Source organism: Bradyrhizobium sp. SZCCHNR1051, assembly GCF_032489615.1.
Lineage (GTDB): Bacteria > Pseudomonadota > Alphaproteobacteria > Rhizobiales > Xanthobacteraceae > Bradyrhizobium.
In genome coordinates this window covers 164299-180014 of record NZ_JAUEYJ010000004.1, presented here as the reverse complement: position 1 = coordinate 180014, position 15716 = coordinate 164299, and the positions used below count along the sequence as shown (strand labels likewise).

Sequence of the window (15716 nt, the reverse complement as noted above, 5' to 3'; positions counted from 1 at the left end):
TCGCTTCTCCTTGAGCCGGTTGGGCTGGCCGAACGTCATTGCCCGCGCCGATGATCGCGATTTGCGGGCAGGAATTGTTCCGGCAGCGAGAAGCCGTGTCAAATTGTCTCATTTGAAGGCAGTGATCATGAAGCAAATAGTGAAGTTGGCTGTGTCGGCGCTGTCGTTGACGACGCTACTCGTGCTTCCAGCATTGGCCCAACAGTCGGCGCCGCCGAGTGCTGTGTTGCCGACCGAGCGATCGGTTCTGCCGATTCCTGAACCGCACCCTCCACACAGCACCGTATTCGATGCGCGCGATGCGACGCCGCCGCCGCGGTTTGAAGTCAAGGCGCCGGCCGGTGCACCCAATGTACTGATCGTGCTCATCGACGACATGGGCTTCGGCCAGTCGAGCGCGTTTGGCGGCCCAATCAGGATGCCGACGGTCGACCGCCTCGCCAACGAGGGTCTCCGCTACAACGAGTTTCACACCACGGCGCTTTGTTCGCCGACCCGCGCGGCGCTGCTCAGCGGCCGCAACCATCACATGAACAATTTCGGATCGATCGCGGAAACCGCGACGACCTTCCCGGGGCAGACCGGCCAGCGTCCCAACAATGTCGCGTCCGTCGCGGAGATGCTGCGGTTGAACGGCTACAGCACGGCGCATTTCGGCAAAAATCACGAGACCGCGGCATGGGAGGTCAGTCCCTCCGGCCCGACCGACCGCTGGCCGACGCGCCAGGGCTTCGACAAGTTCTATGGCTTCATGGGCGGCGAAACCAATCAATGGGCGCCGCTGATTTACGATGGCATGACCCAGGTGGAGCCGTCGAAGGACCCGAACTATCATTTCATGACCGACATGACCGACAAGGCGATCGACTGGATGCGGTCGGAGAAATCGCTGACGCCGGACAAGCCGTTCTTCATGTATTTTGCACCCGGCGCCACCCATGCCCCGCATCAGGTGCCCAAAGAATGGATCGCCAAGTACAAGGGCAAGTTCGATCAGGGCTGGGACAAGCTGCGCGAGGAGACGTTGGCGCGGCAGATCAAGCTCGGCGTGGTGCCACCCGATACCAAGCTCGCCCCGAAGCCGGACGCCATCCAGGACTGGGACAAGCTGAGCGCTGACGAGAAGAAGCTGTTCGTGCGCCAGATGGAAGTATTCGCTGGATTTGGCGAATACACCGACACAGAGATCGGCCGCCTGATCGACGCCATCAAGACAACGGGCCAACTCGACAATACGTTGATCTTCTACATCGTCGGCGACAACGGCGCGAGTGCCGAAGGCGGCGCGAATGGCCTGTACAACGAGATGACCTATTTCAATGGAGTGCAGGAAACCGTCCAGGACGTCTTGAAGCACTATGACGAACTCGGCGGTCCCAACACCTACGGCCATTACGCCGCCGGCTGGGCGGTCGCTGGCGACACTCCGTTTACCTGGACCAAGCAAGTGGCCTCGAGCTATGGCGGCACCCGCAACGGCATGGTCGTCCATTGGCCGAAGGGGATCGCGGCGAAAGGCGAGCTTCGCCCGCAGTGGCATCACGTCATCGACATCGTACCGACCATTCTCGAAGCAGCGAAACTGCCCGAGCCCAAGAGCGTAAATGGAACGGTCCAGACTCCCATCGAGGGCGTGAGCATGGCCTACAGCTTTGCCGACGCCAAGGCGCCGAGCAGGCATGCGACGCAGTATTTCGAAATCTTCGGCAACCGCGCGATCTACAGCGACGGCTGGCTGGCCGGCACGGTGCACCGGGCGGCCTGGGAAACCAAGCCGCGGCGGCCGCTCCAGCAGGATATCTGGGAGCTTTACGATGCGCGATCGGACTTCAGCCTGAGCAACGATCTGGCGGCCAAAAATCCGGACAAGCTGAAGGAGATGCAGGAGCTGTTCCTGAGGGAAGCCGTGAAATACAACGTGCTGCCGCTCGACGACCGCACCCTGGAGCGCGCCAACGCGGCGCTGGTCGGACGTCCCGACCTGATGGCCGGCCGCACCAGCCTGACGGTCTACGAAGGCATGATCGGGATGACGGAGAATGTCTTCATCAACCTGAAGAACCGATCGCACACCATTACTGCCGATCTGGATATCCCGAAGGGCGGGGCCAATGGCGTCATCATCGCCCAGGCCGGACGGTTCGGTGGCTGGAGCTTCTACCTGAAGGACGGCAAGCCGACCTACACGTATAATTTTCTCGGTCTGCAGCGATACACCGTAACCGCCAAGCAGGCTCTTCCGGCAGGCAAGGCCGCATTGCGCTTTGAGTTCGCCTACGACGGTGGCGGCCTGGGCAAGGGTGGCGTGGGCACGATCCTCGTGAACGGAAAGACCGTCGCGACCGGCCGGATCGAACGAACCCAATGCTGCTTCTACTCCGCGGACGAAGGCGCTGACGTCGGCGCCGATGAAGGCACGCCTGTTACCGAGGCCTACAAAATGCCGTTCAAGTTCACAGGCAAGATCGGCAAGGTGACGATTGATCTAGTGGATATGAAGAAGGCCGACACTGAAGAAGCCGTCCAAGCCCGCAAGGCAGCGGCGTTGAAGAAGGGACTGTCCGATTGATGCGCTCTTCGCGCTCGCCAGGTCAGTGATCGGTCCCTTGAGAAGGAGCGGCAATGAAGACAGCCATTCTGGCGACGATCCTTCTGGCCTCGAGCCTAGGGGGAGCGGTCGCGCAAAATGCAGGCACCGCGGAGCCCGAGGTTCTCGCTGACGGCAACGGCGCTGTCAGCAGGCGCTTCGATAACACCAGCAAGGTTCGTTTCATCGAGATCTTTCTCGCAGGTCGCGATGCGAAGACGGGGAAGGTGGTTGCCGCCTGCCACAACAGCATATTCACCTCGAAGGGAATCCCCGCGTCGAGAGACACTGCCCCGCAAATGTTGGTCGAAGGCCTTGATTTCGAGGCCATGAAGAAGGACTTCGGCGTGCTCGGCGCATCGTTGAATGGTCCGAAAATCTGGCTGCCGGATTGGGTCGAGGTCACCGTCGGAAAGCAAAGAGAGTTCAACGGAATCGCCACCGCATGGGTCGCCCAGTTGAACCTTGGCAGCAACGTGAGCGTCTCGGAAACCACTCCGTACAAGCCGATCACCATCGCGCGGGAGAGCGGGCTCGGTTGGAAAAAGGGCGCCCTGGCGCTTCTTCTCGACGATGCCGAGGGCAATACCTGGATCATGAAGGGATTCCAGCTAGGCCTCAAGCCGCAGCATACCTTCGAACAATTCGTTGCCGCAGGAGCAAGCAACTTCAAGCAGCTCCCGCCCGGGTGGAAGTTCCGGATCAAGACGCTTGAGAAAGATCTGACCGAGGTACCCAAAAGTGGTATCGCTACGATCATGTCGGACGAGTTTTTCAATGTCTACGACAAGACCGGACCTGGGATGAGCGACTACAAGCCGTAGTCGTCGACGACAACTCAGGCATGCCGCCTGAAATGGGAGCGTGGGGGGTACGATTGCAGCGCGATAGATCGGGACGCAGGTCCGGCTTCCTGCGATTGTGGCTGAGCGGCGTTTTCGCGTCCGCCGCGTTCGCTTCGTTTTCGCCTCTGGTCGCCCATGCCGATGAGAGCGGCATTTCGTTCTGGCTGCCGGGATTGTACGGCAGCCTCGCCGCAACGCCTGCCACGCCGGGCTGGTCGGTGGCTGCCATCTACTACCATACGAGCGTGGGTGCCTCAGGCGCGGCCGCGGCGTCGCGCGAGTTCCAGGTCGGACGATTTTCTCCGACCGTCAACATCGATCTCAATCTGGCTTTGCGCGGCCAGGCCGATCTGATGTTCATCGCGCCGACCTACACGTTTGCGACGCCCGTACTCGGCGGCCAGTTGTCGGCGACGCTGGCCAGCGTCTACGGCAGAAATTCCGCGAGCATCGCCGGTACGTTGACGACGGTTGCCGGTCCGATCGTCAGCACGCGCACCGGATTCCTCGAAGACGCACTCGTCTCTTACGGAGATCTCTATCCGACCGTGAAGCTCAAGTGGAATAACGGCGTCCACAATACCATGGTATATGGCGCCGGCGATATTCCCGTCGGCGACTACAGTCGGAACCGGCTGGCCAACATCGGCATCGGTCACGGCGCCATCGACTTTGGCGGCGGCTACACTTATTTGAATCCGACGACCGGCACGGAATTTTCGGCCGTCGGCGGCTTGACCTACAATTTCAAGAATCCCGATACCCAATACCAGAGCGGCATCGATTTCCATCTGGACTGGGGCGTGTCGCAGTTCCTGTCGAAGCAGGTCTTCGTCGGTTTCGTCGGCTACGCCTATCAGCAGATTACCGACGACTTCGGTCAACCCGCCGTTCTCGGCGGCTTCCGCTCGCGCGTCCTCGGCGTTGGCCCGCAGATCGGATATATTTTCCAGATCGGCAGCAATCAGGCGTTCCTGGGGCTGAAGGGATATGGCGAGTTCGACGCCGCCAACCGACCGTCGGGCTGGAACACGTGGCTGACGTTCTCGATCTCGGAGGCCGCGCCCGCCAGCACGGTGGCGCCGACTTGGCACAAAGTGTCGAAATAGAATAGAGAAGTATCGACCTCCCGCATTGGACTGAATTCCGGCATTGTCATATCGGGTGGTTCCGCGGCGGTGCAGCACGTCCGTCGCTTCGGACCGAAACGGCGATCGAGCTGCGCTTACCCACTCCGGATTGATGAGTACGTGTCCTAGCATGCGGGAGCTTCGTTTCACGTTGCGCGGCTTTGGCGCGGTTTTGGTTGCAGCGCTGCTGGCGCTGTCGGCCCATGCGGCATTTGCCGGCGACGCCGTACCGGCCGATCAGATCTCGGCGTTCCGGCTCGCGCATGGCGAAGGCCGCGTGACGCGCGACGCGACGCTCGACCGCATCGCGATGGAGCAGGCGCGTGCGATGGCCGACAAGGACGATCTCAGCCACGAGGTGCTCGGCCCGTTCACGCGCCGCGTGGCTCCGTCGAAGGCCGGCCGCGCGGCCGAGAACATCGCCTACGGCTATGACAATTTCGACAAGACGCTGGGACAGTGGATCAACTCGGCGGGTCATCGCAAGAATCTGCTGCTGCCCAAGGCGACCAAGGTCGGCATCGCCAGCGCAAAGAATGCCAGCGGCAAGCGCACCTATTGGGCGATGGTGATCGCGGGCGACTACGACGCCAACAAGCCGAAGGGCGCTCCGAAGAGCAAGGCCAAGGCCGTCGTCGCGCAGACCGCGACCCGATCCGAGAAAGGCAACGCCACGCCGGCGACGCGCTGGGGCGCCAAGCCGCCGACATCCTCCTCCAAGGACTGCCACCTCAGCATCAAGGTCATCGGTCTCTGCATCTGAGCGCCGGGACTCGCAGCCGTGGCTGGGACGCCATGCCTTCCGCGCGATCACGGCGTTGTGCGAGCAGGCTCGTTGCCGAGGCGAGTCTAATCAGATATGCAAGTTTTGGTTGTCTTTTTGGCAGCCGGTACTGTGAAGATTTTTCATCTCATTTTGAACGGAGACCATCATGGCAGTCATTGAGCAGACCTCAACCACCAGCACCAACCCGCAGACCGCCTCGGCGTCCTTCCAATGGTCGCTCACGTCCTACGAGGAACAGGGCAATCTGTGGCTCAAGTGGAGCACGAACGCCCCGTTCCGCGCGCAGCAGGGGCAGATCTCCGTCTACAGCGGCAGCAGCTTCCCTTCCGATCCGAAGAAGGACCGCAAGGCCTGGTCGTGGGACAACGAGCATGGCGGCGGCTCGGGATGGGACACGGGCCTGCGCTACGGCTCCGACTGGTACTGCGCCTGGATCGCCGAGAAGAGCCCGAACGGGCCGTACGCCTACGCGGTCACGCTCGTCACCAAGCTCGCCTGAGCTGACGCGCCGTAAGAGGTGGGATCTACGATCCCACGCGATTGGCCGCGCTGAGACCTGTGCCTCAGCGCGGCTGCTTCTTCAGGTGCAGATAGCCGGGATCGAATTCGCCGATCGCGCATAGCCGCGTCCAATCGTGCACCGTCAGCATGCCGCTGCGGAAATCGACGGCGCGGCTGGCGCGCAGATCGACCAGCGTGCGGTTGACCGTCGCGATTGCCATGCCCAGCGCCTCGCCGAGCTGCACCAGGCTCACCGGCAACGGCAACTGATCGTCCCGGACGTGGCCGAGCGTCCTGGCGCGATAGAACAGCTCGCAGAACAGATGCGCCATGCGCGCCGGCTTGCTCCGCGCGCTGTTGTTGGTGACGGCCTCGCGGAAGATCGACGCATCGATCAGCGTCTCGCGCCAGATCGCAAAGCCGAGCGCCGGCCGCCGGCTGATCGCGCGGATCAGCTCCTTGTGCGCAATGCTCGCCACCACCGCCGGCCCGATCGCGCAGACGGCGTGATCCATGCGGTCGAGGAAGATGGCCTGGGCGTCAGGCCAGTCGCCTGGCATGTGGAAGGAGAGATATTGCCGTGCGCCGCTCGGCAGCAGGTGATAGCGCGCCACCCATCCGGACAGCACGACGACGGAGCGGTCCGGCTCGTCGCCCTGGCGGATCAGGTCCTCATGATCGACCAGCTCGCGCGGGGCGAAGCTGAGCGTCTTGATCTCGGCGACGTCGTCGTTCGAGAGCTGCGAATGCTCCTTGAGCTTGGTGATGACGGTCCGGTTCGCTTCCATCGCAATCGTGCCCGTGTCGTCCTCTCGCATATCAAATGAGATGATGCCGCCGGCAGTTCCGAACTAAAGTTGAGCGCAGAAGATGCGGGTAATGTCACCGGGCGCCGCCTCGGGAGAACAGTCATGCCCCACATTGCGTTCCTCGACCTGGTCCGGCGCTTGTTCGGCGGTGCAGCTGCCGATGGCGAGAGCAGCACGGTGGGGAACGACGGCCGCTCCGATCCGTTGGTGCATCCGATGTCGGATCAGGAGCTCTCGCGCGCCATCCGCGATCTGCGCCGCCATCGGCCATCCGAGACCGCGCCGAACAGACCCGCACAGCGTTCGTCGGCTGCGCGGCGCGATCGCTCGTGACTAGACCGATCGCGCCGGCGCCGTGTCCTGCTCCATCAGAAACAGCATCAGCCGCACCAGCTCGTCCTCCAACTCGCGTGTGCCGACGAGGCGATGCTCGCGCATGACGGCGGCCCGGATCGGTCCCAGCGCAGCGCGCACCAGGATGAAGCGGCGCGCGGCCGGCATCGTCTCGCTCCGCAATCCCGCCGCCTCGATCAGCCGCTCGGTCATGCGGTCCACCATCTCGTGCAGCGCCTTCTGCAGCTCCGCGTCATGGCCCAACAGGCCGAGAAGATGGCGCCGCACATGGTGGCGGCCGGCGAACGGGGCAAAGCCCTGGCACACCGCCGCGCGGACGATCGCCTCGCGGCCGAGCCCGCGAGGCGCCTCGAGCGCGTCCGCGAACTGCGCCTCCTGGCGGGCGAACTCGCGCAGCACCAGCGCACGCAACAGCGAGGTCTTGTCCCTGAAGTAGCTGTAGAGCGTGCCGATCGAGAAGCCCGCGCGCTCGGCGATGGCGTTCGTGCTCAGGCCCTTGCCGCCGCCGCTCTGCAGAAGTTGAGCGGTCGCCTCGAAGATCACGTCCAGGGTCTGCCGCGTGCGCTTCTGCACCGGGGTTTTTCGAAGCATTTCAGGAGCTTGCTGCACGGTCTGGACCTTGGCTGGCGGACGGGCGAAATCGAGTAGGCGTTGCCGCCGGCTCGGGTTAGATCAGAGCCCGCATGCGGGCGGCCGGACAATGAGTGGATGGGCTCCGGGCCGAGCCTGCTTGCACCGGGCTGAACCTCATTTGAACGAAGGACTGATTGCCATGCTGCGCGTCGCATTCCCGTTTGTCACAATCATCGCCATCTCCCAATGTCTTCTGTCGCAGGCCGCGCTGGCCGGCAACCGCGCCGCCGCCGACAGCTGCGCCGCCAAGCTGTCGCCGGTGGCGAAGCAGATCTACGACGTGACCGCGCCGGCCATCGGCCCGGACAGCGTCGTCAAGGACGCGATCGTCGAGCGTGTCAGGCCGCTGGTGATGGCCGGCAAGTTCGATCGCGACACCGCCCGCGCCAACGCCACGCCGGCCGGCGAATGCCTGGTGCTGCTGAAGTAGGTCGCGCCGCGCCCCATAAGGTTTGGAGGCTGCGACGGGACATGAGGCCGCAGCCTCCCAGGGCAGGCGGAGTCGCTCCGGGACAACCCGGCTTGGCAAGTTCAGCCGACTCGCACGTCAATAGGTAATGCTGGACCTTCTCATCCGTCACTGGGTTGCCGGTGCCGCGTTCATGGCCGCAGCGCTGCTGGCGGCCTGTCGCTGCTGCTGCACGTGATCATCGCCGCCAACGCCGTCCGGCGCGCGTCGCATGCCCGCGCGGTCGCCTGAGCGCGCGTCCTCATTCACCCGGAGCGAGCTGGATCGTCCGTGCCGGCTCTGGCCGACGGCGCAACCGTCTGCGCGAGACGTAGAGCAGCACGCCGGTGATCCCGAACAGCGGCATCAGCGCGGCGGCGAGCATGAAGACGAATTGGCCGGGCCAGCCGAGAATGCTGCCGCGGTGGATATCCAGGATCCGCGCCAGGGCGCGCTCGCCCACGGTCTTGTCGGCGTAACGCTCGGCCGCGAGCAGCCGGCCCGTCGCGCCGTCGATGCGGAATTCGTCGCGCCTGCCGTCGTGCGCCTCGCTCGGCCAGGTGCGCACGCGCACCGCCGTGCCGACGCCCGTGGGCAAGGTGAGCTGCATCACGGCAAAGCGATCCCCGATCTGTTCGCGCAACGTGGCCCACACTGCGTCGAGCGCGACGAGCTTGGCCTGCGCTGTGGAATCTGCGCGGCCGTCGCGTGAGGCCTTGCCGGGCATCGGGGCGGGCGACGAGGACGGCGCGAGCAGCCAGGTCAGGCCGTCCTTGTACCAGGCGTAGGAATAGGACAGACCGGTCAGCGCCATCACCAGGTAGATTGGCAGCATCCACGTGCCGATCACGCTGTGCAGCGAGCGATGCAGGCCGCGACCGTTCAGGCCGAGCTGCGGCTTGAGCCACAGCGTCGCGCTGCCGGCCCGTCGTGGCCAGCGCAGCACGAGGCCCGTGATCAGCAGCACCACGAGCCCGAGCACCGCGGCGCCGGTGATCTGGCGGCCGGCGCCATTGCCGTCGCCCGGCAGCAGCAGCCAGCGATGCAGCCGGCGCACCGTGGCGAAGAACGCCTCGCCGCTGATCGGGCCGAGCACGCGGCCGTCATAGGGATCGACCAGCGCCGAGGTTGGCCGTCCGCCGTCCTCTCCGCGCGCGAAGCGGATGCGCACGGCGGCGGTGGGATCGCGCGACAGCGTGATTGCGGCCACCTTGCCGGCCTCGGGATCGGCCTGCAGCCGCGCGACGAGCTCCGACGGCGCGAGCCGCGCCTCCACCCGCGGAGCGACGTGCGCCAGCGAGGCGTTGAGGCCGGCCTGGATCTCGTCCTCGAAGCTCATGACCGCGCCGGTGAGGCCCATCAAGGCGAGGATCAGCGCCGCCGCGAGGCCCAGGACGGAGTGGATCTGCAGCAGCGCTGGTTTGATGCGCATTGGCGTCAAGCGGCGTCCTCCCTGCCTCGTTGCTAGAACTTCACCGTCGCCGACAGCGACACCCGCCTGGCATCGCCGACGGCGACGTTCAGCGCGCTCACCGCCGACGGATAGTAGACGTTGTCGAACAGGTTCTTGACATTGAGCTGATAGATCACCGGCAGGTTCTGGTGCCTGGTCTCATAGGTCGCGAAGAGGTCGGCGACCACATAGGACGGCAGCACGAAGCTGTTGGCGGCATCGCCGGCGCGGTCGCCGACATAGCGCGCGCCGCCGCCGAGCCGCAGCTGGCCGGGCAGGGCGGTGCCAAAATCGTAGACCAGATACAGCGAGGCGGTGTTGAGCGCGACGTTCTGCAGCCGCTTGCCGGCATACACCGGATCCTCCGTGACCCTTGCGTCGGTGTAGCCGTAGCTGCCGATCATGCTCCAGTGATCGGAGAGCTTGCCGGTGACGTCGATCTCGGCGCCGCGCGAGCGCGCCTTGCCGGCGGTGGTGTATTCGACCACGTTGCTGGCATTGGTCTGCGAAACCAGCACGTTGCGCTTGTCGATGTCATAGACGGCGACGGTGCCGGACAGCCGCTTGTCGAGGTCGAACTTGAAGCCGGCCTCCCAGGCCGTGCCTTCTTCCGGCGCGATGCTGGAGCCGAGCACGACGCCGCCGCTGAGCGGGGCGATCGTCGAGTTTGGCTTCAGCGATTGCGTGTAGCTGGCATAGAGCGAGAGCTGGTCGCTGAGCTTGAGGATGGCGCCGCCGAGCGGCAGCACCTTGTCGGCGGCGACATCGGTGTTGGCCTTGAACGGGCGTCCGCGTCCGGCGATCTGCTCGTAGTCCATGTAGCGCACGCCGCCGACCAGCGCGAGCTTGTCGGTGAGATGCAGCGTGTCCTGCAGGAACAGCGAGTAGGTGCCGAGCTTGTCGGTCTGGTCGCTGTCGGTGGCCGAGATCGTCGTGCCCGGCTGGATCAGCCCATAGACCGGGTTGTAGATGTTGAACGTCGAGACCTTCTGCCGGATGAGGTCCTGGCGATAGATGGTGCGATATTGCGCGTCGCCGCCGACCAGCACCTCGTTGCGCAGGCCGCCGATCCAGAAGCCGCCCTGCAGGTAGGACGTGCCGTAGCTGACGCGGCTGAGCGAGCCCCAGGTGCCGTCATTGCTGCGCGTCTCCGCGCCGGTGGCAGCGTCGATCGAGGTGATGCGTAGCTGGTTGGCGCTGTAGGTCTCGGTGTTGTAGCTGTAGGCCGCTGTCAGCTTCCAGTCCTCGTTGAGCCTCTGCTCGACCGAGGCCTGGACGAGGTCGGATTGTCCCCACATGTTGTTGTAGGGCTCGTCGAGCCGCCGCGTCGCGGGGATCGCCAGCGGCGCGCCGTTGACGAAGGCGGTGCCGCGATCGAACGGGCTGATGAACTCGCGGTGCTCGTAGGTGAGCTGGATCGTCGTCATGTCGCCGTACCAGGCGAGCGACGGCGCCACCAGCATCTCGCGGTGGCGGCCGAAATTGCGCCAATAGTCCTCGCTGACGCCGTAGCCGACGAAGCGATAGGCGAGCCCGCCATCGCCGATCGGGCCCGTCACGTCCACGGTGCCGTCCGCGCCGGTCTTGTCGTTGGCATAGGCCGAGCCGAGCAGCGTGACCGAGCCGTGCTGATACAGCTCCGGCCGCTTGCTGATGGTGTTGACGATGCCGCCGGGATCCATGATGCCGTAGAGCAGCGAGGCCGGCCCCTTCAGCACCTCGACGCTCTCGACCGCGGCGGTGAGGCTGCGCCCCTGTACCAGCGGCATGCCGTTGCGCATGATCGAGCCGTCGCGGTTGTCGCCGAAGCCGCGCCGCATCACCGCGTCCTGGGTGCCGGCGAGCGTGTTGGTCTGGGTGACGCCAGAGATGTTGGCGAGCGCGTCGTCGAGATTGCGCGGCAACTGATCCTTGATCACCTGCGCGGGCACGACATTGACCGACTGCGCCGCATCGAGCGGCGAGGCGCCGCTGCGCAGGGTCGTCGCGCTCGGCATGGCGCGATAGTTGAGCTTGGCGGCATCGAGCACCGCGGCCTCGGCTGCGGCGCGCTCGGCGCGCGTCGGCATCGGCGGTGGTTGCGCGGCGCGCCGTGCCGGCTGCGCCTGGGCGCGGCGCTGTGGCGCGTTAGAGGTGGCTTGAGGTTTACGCTTCGGTGTCGACGAGTCCACCGTCACCGGCGGCAGCTCGGATTGGGCATGCAGTGTGGAGGAGCAGAGCAGGTCGGCGGTCAGGGCACTCAGGATTGCAATCGTGTGACACATGCCGGAGCGCGGATCGCGCCGGCCTTCCATCTTCGTCATCGTTTACTTTCACTTCCAACGTCGCGCCGTTCAGGCGAACGGTTTGCATGACGTGGTGTGTAGCAACGAGGTCGAGCGATGAACACGCCGCGTGTCGTTGAATTGCTCTAAGCAGCGCGGCGCCGAAATGTTCTGAATTGGTTCGGACATGCGCGCGCACGCGGCGGCTTTGCGGCCTCGCGCGCGAACTGATCATGGCGTGCGCAGACCGATGCACGAACGTGCAGACGTTGCGCATGCGCGGCGCTTCTTCACCCGCTTTGGCGAATGAAGCACCGTCGGTCTCATTTTTCGGGACTCGGCGCCGACCCTTGTCAGCGCATCGGATTCGTCGTGCCGGAACGCGCGCTCGTCGTGCCCCATCGATGCGCGCGATCGGCCGGGACTATTGTGCCGCGGCGAGCTCCAGCTCCGCCGGCTTGCCGGGCCCGATCAGCGGAATGTCGAGCGTCACGCGCGTGCCCTGCAGCGGCTGGCTGTCGAGCTCGATGCGGCCCCCGAGCGTGGACGCGACGAGGTTGAAGGCGATGTGCAGGCCGAGGCCGGCATTGCCCTTCTCGCGGCGCGTGGTGAAGAACGGATCGAACACCCGGCCGCGCACGTGGTCGCGCATGCCGACGCCCTGGTCGGCACAGACGATGCGCACCGAGTCATCGCTGGTTTGTGCGACCTCCACGGTGAAGACGCCGCTGATGTCGCCAGGATAGGCATGCGTCGCCGCATTGAAGGCGAGGATGCTGATGACCTGTCCGAGCGCGCCGGGGTAGCTGGTGAGCACGATGCCCTCCGGGCAGGAGAGCACGACCGTCAGTCCCTGACGCGCCAGCAGCGGGCGGAGCTTGGCGACGTGATCGCTCATCCAGCCCAGCAGTTCGAACGTCTGCAGCGTTTCGTTGGCCTGGTCGACGGCGACCTGCTTGAAGCTGTGCACCATCTCGGAGGCACGGTGCAGGCTCTGCGTCGTCAGGTGCAGACCCTGCTGCAGCCGCTCGACCCCCCGCGCCAGATCCGAGCGCCGCACCGGGCCGCCGCCGAGCATGCGGGCGATCGCCTCGACGTCGCCTTCCATCGCCGTCGACGTGGTCAGCGCGAGGCCCAGCGGTGTGCTGACCTCGTGGCCGACGCCGGCGACGAGCTGGCCGAGCGAGGCCAGCTTCTCGGCCTGCACCAGATGAGCCTGCGTGGCATGCAGATCGCGCAACGAGGCCTCGGAGCGTTCCTTCTCGCGCTGCAGCGCCTCGGCGGTGCGGAACTGCTTGCGTGCCTGGTACTCCCGCGCCCCGACGGCATAGAGCGAGAGCAGGCAGGCATTGCCGACCAGCGAATGATCGATGAAGCGCAGGCCGGGCGGCAGCGGCTCGGTCGCAAGACTCTCGGCCACCGCCAGCGCGCTCCAGCTCGTTGCACAGAAGATCGCGTAGGAGCCGGTGCGCAACGGCAGCATGGTGGAGACGAACAGGATGACGATGATCATGCCGGCTGCAGAGTAGGTGAAACCCGACGGCAGCACCCAGTAGATCGTCGGCAGCACGCAGCCGGGGATGACGCAATAGATGAGATGGATCGGCTCGGCCCATCGGCGGGCTGATGTCGACAGCAGCGCCGTCAGCGGCAGCAGCACCAGCACGGCGGTGCCGCCGCGGATCGCGAGCGTCGTCGGCACGATCTCGGGATAGAGCACCCAGTCCCACAGCGTGTAGCCGGCAAAGGTGAAGGCGCCGAGCAGCATCGCGATCTGCGTCCAGGCGGTGCTGCCGCGGACGTAATGGTCGACGAAACGCCGCTCCTCGACGGTATCCTCGAAACGGAGACCCAGACGCTCCAGCAATCTCAACATTATGCCACCGCAATCGAAAAACGATCCCCCGCCGCGGAGTGAGAGCCTCGGCGGGAGGGCAGACATACACGAGATGCGTTGGTTGAGAAAACGACGGGAGATCGCATCCGCCGCCCGCGGCACGCAGAGCGCTATGAGAACTGTTCCAATTCTCGCCGTGCGGCATGTCTCCGCCCAGCCGAACGGAGCCGATCAGTGCTGCAGCATTTGCGCTCGACTTTCGTCAGGCTGCGCAGAGCCGCCGAGGACTCATGGCGCCGCATGACCCTCGACCACTACGTCCTTGCCGTAGCGGCCCTTCGTCTTGAACGTCACCTTGTCGCCGTCGAAGCTGAGCCGCCAATTGCGCTCCTCGCCCTGGCCAATGAACTGGGCGTCGATCACGAAGGTCGTGGCGTCGATCCAGCTGCCCTTCATGGCCCGGTAGGTGAAGGGCTGCCAGGGATGGGGCGGCGCGGTCTTGCGATAGAGGCCATCGAGGCCGATCGGGCTCTGCAGATGCACCGTTCCCCCGGCGCGGTCCCGCGAGGGGATGTCCCAGGTGACCTGCGGTTCCGGTCCCGTGAGGTCCAGCTTGATCGTGTTGATGCCGAGCGGGCCGGGCGGGAAGCTGTAGGTCTTGCCCGAGACGGAAGCCGCCATCTCCGGCACGGCTCCGACCGGGCCTCGCGTTTCCGTCGCGACCTCGCGGACATCAGCGGCGAGCGCGGCTGCCGCTTCCGGCGCCGCAGGCAGGGCGCTGTCAGATGTCACAGTGGCCGAAATGGTGTTGGCGAGCTTGCGGAATGGACAGAACTCGCGCGCGGTCATCACCGCCACGATGTCGCGGTCGGGCAGCACCATGATGACCTGGCAGTGGTAGCCGACCGCCATGAACACGTGTTTGTCCGGCAGGGCCCAGAACTGATCGGCGTAGGAGAGCCCCGGATCGAACTTCGCATTCATGCTGACGGTGGCGTGGTTGACGGCTTCGATCCAGTCCGGCGGCAGCAATTGCTGCTCGCCCCAGCGGCCGCGCCGCAGATAGAGGTAGCCGATCTTCGCCATGTCGCGCGGCTTCAGCGCCAGCCCGAAACCGCCGGCGGAAATTCCCTGGGCATCCTTGAACCAGGCGTGCTCGGTGATCTCGAGCGGCCCAAACAGCCTCTCCTTGGCGAAGTCCTCCGCGCTCTTGCCGGTGAGCTTCGTGACGATCGCGGAGAGCAGATGGGAGTTGCCGCTGTTGTAGTAGAACATCTCGCCGGGCGCTTGCGCCATCGGCCGGTCAAGGATGTACTGCACCCAATCCGGGCTCCGGCCCATCTCGTAGAGGGATGTCTCGGCGCCGCCGCTATAACCCTCGTCCCAGTCGAACCCGGAGGTCATGTTGAGCAGGTGCTGCACCGTGAGCGCCTGCTTGCGCGCGTCGACATTGTCGATCTTGCGATCCTTGAAGAAGTCGAGCACCGGATGATCGAGACTGTCGAGCACGCCGTCCTTGAGCAGCATCGCAATCAGCGTCGAGACCACGGCTTTGGTCGAGGAATTGATGATGTGCGGCTCGTCGGCCTTGTAGGGCGCGTAGCTGGCATCGAGCACGATGCGGCCATGGCGCGTGATCAGCAGGCTGTCGAACCTGAACGTCTTGCCCGCGGCGACGAGCTTCGCCAAGGCCGCCGAATCCATCCCCTCATCCTCGGGGGTGGCGATTGGCCAGTCGGATTGCGGAAAGCCGGCTCGGCTCGCCTCATCGGCGGCCGCGTGGGGCGTGAGCGGACAGACGAGCAGCAGGGCGACGGCAAACCAGAATCCGGTCCTGACACGCAACATGGCATTCCCCCGGCGAACGGGGCGTAGGACATGCTATCAGAGCGCGACAATCAATCAAAGATTGCGTGATGATCGCCGCGCGCCGTCATACTGCCACCGGCGCTCGCCTCATACCCGGTGTCGTCCCGGACAAGCGCGCTCCCGGCAACGCGCAAGCGTTGTCCGGCAGCGCGCGCCGATCCGGGATCCATAACCCCAGGGAGACGTGCGAGGCACGATG

General features: G+C 65.1%; 13 protein-coding genes. 7 read left to right on the top strand and 6 right to left on the bottom strand.

What is annotated here, in order from left to right; all coding sequences use genetic code 11:
* Window positions 1–19: 19 nt before the first annotated feature.
* The 5 genes from QW868_RS06230 (at window position 20) to QW868_RS06210 (ending at window position 5848) form a co-directional block, all read left to right on the top strand.
* Window positions 20–2569 (top strand): arylsulfatase, encoded by a 2550-nt coding sequence (locus QW868_RS06230; RefSeq protein WP_316230139.1) that lies wholly within the window; start codon window positions 20–22, stop codon window positions 2567–2569.
* A gap of 53 nt (window positions 2570–2622) precedes the next feature.
* A complete protein-coding gene (locus QW868_RS06225) occupies window positions 2623–3411 on the top strand; it encodes a hypothetical protein (protein WP_315796388.1) in 789 nt (262 codons plus the stop codon).
* A gap of 101 nt (window positions 3412–3512) precedes the next feature.
* Window positions 3513–4541, top strand: a complete 1029-nt coding sequence (locus QW868_RS06220; RefSeq protein ID WP_315779365.1) for a transporter — start codon at window positions 3513–3515, stop codon at window positions 4539–4541.
* Window positions 4542–4692: 151 nt separating this feature from the next.
* A complete protein-coding gene (locus QW868_RS06215) occupies window positions 4693–5325 on the top strand; it encodes a CAP domain-containing protein (RefSeq protein WP_316230138.1) in 633 nt (210 codons plus the stop codon).
* Window positions 5326–5494: 169 nt separating this feature from the next.
* Window positions 5495–5848: a hypothetical protein gene (locus QW868_RS06210; protein ID WP_315736933.1), complete on the top strand. Its 354-nt coding sequence runs from the start codon at window positions 5495–5497 to the stop codon at window positions 5846–5848.
* A 64-nt stretch (window positions 5849–5912) separates the two neighbouring features.
* On the opposite strand, the gene QW868_RS06205 is transcribed toward QW868_RS06210, so the two are convergent.
* Complete coding sequence (locus QW868_RS06205; protein WP_316230137.1) at window positions 5913–6638, bottom strand: Crp/Fnr family transcriptional regulator; 726 nt, start codon at window positions 6636–6638, stop codon at window positions 5913–5915.
* Between the two features lie 123 nt (window positions 6639–6761).
* On the opposite strand from QW868_RS06205, the gene QW868_RS06200 reads away from it, so the two are divergent.
* Window positions 6762–6992 carry a hypothetical protein gene (locus QW868_RS06200; protein WP_316230136.1) on the top strand — a complete coding sequence of 77 codons (231 nt, stop codon included), beginning with the start codon at window positions 6762–6764 and terminating at the stop codon, window positions 6990–6992.
* On the opposite strand, the gene QW868_RS06195 is transcribed toward QW868_RS06200, so the two are convergent.
* Window positions 6993–7604 (bottom strand): TetR/AcrR family transcriptional regulator, encoded by a 612-nt coding sequence (locus QW868_RS06195; protein ID WP_316230135.1) that lies wholly within the window; start codon window positions 7602–7604, stop codon window positions 6993–6995.
* Between the two features lie 181 nt (window positions 7605–7785).
* Here QW868_RS06195 and QW868_RS06190 point away from each other — a divergent pair, with 181 nt between their 5' ends.
* Window positions 7786–8076, top strand: coding sequence for a hypothetical protein (locus QW868_RS06190; RefSeq protein WP_315756329.1), 291 nt, complete (start codon window positions 7786–7788; stop codon window positions 8074–8076).
* Window positions 8077–8356: 280 nt separating this feature from the next.
* Here QW868_RS06190 and QW868_RS06185 read toward each other — a convergent pair whose 3' ends face one another.
* The 4 genes from QW868_RS06185 to QW868_RS06170 all read right to left on the bottom strand — a co-directional run bounded on the left by QW868_RS06185 (window position 8357) and on the right by QW868_RS06170 (window position 15496).
* A complete protein-coding gene (locus QW868_RS06185) occupies window positions 8357–9535 on the bottom strand; it encodes a PepSY-associated TM helix domain-containing protein (protein ID WP_410051281.1) in 1179 nt (392 codons plus the stop codon).
* Between the two features lie 23 nt (window positions 9536–9558).
* Complete coding sequence (locus QW868_RS06180) at window positions 9559–11850, bottom strand: TonB-dependent siderophore receptor (RefSeq protein ID WP_410051280.1); 2292 nt, start codon at window positions 11848–11850, stop codon at window positions 9559–9561.
* 385 nt (window positions 11851–12235) lie between these two features.
* Complete coding sequence (locus tag QW868_RS06175) at window positions 12236–13687, bottom strand: HAMP domain-containing sensor histidine kinase (protein ID WP_316230133.1); 1452 nt, start codon at window positions 13685–13687, stop codon at window positions 12236–12238.
* Between the two features lie 249 nt (window positions 13688–13936).
* The gene (locus QW868_RS06170) at window positions 13937–15496 is read right to left on the bottom strand and encodes a serine hydrolase (RefSeq protein WP_316230132.1); all 1560 of its coding nucleotides are present in this window, start codon (window positions 15494–15496) and stop codon (window positions 13937–13939) included.
* Window positions 15497–15716: the final 220 nt, after the last annotated feature.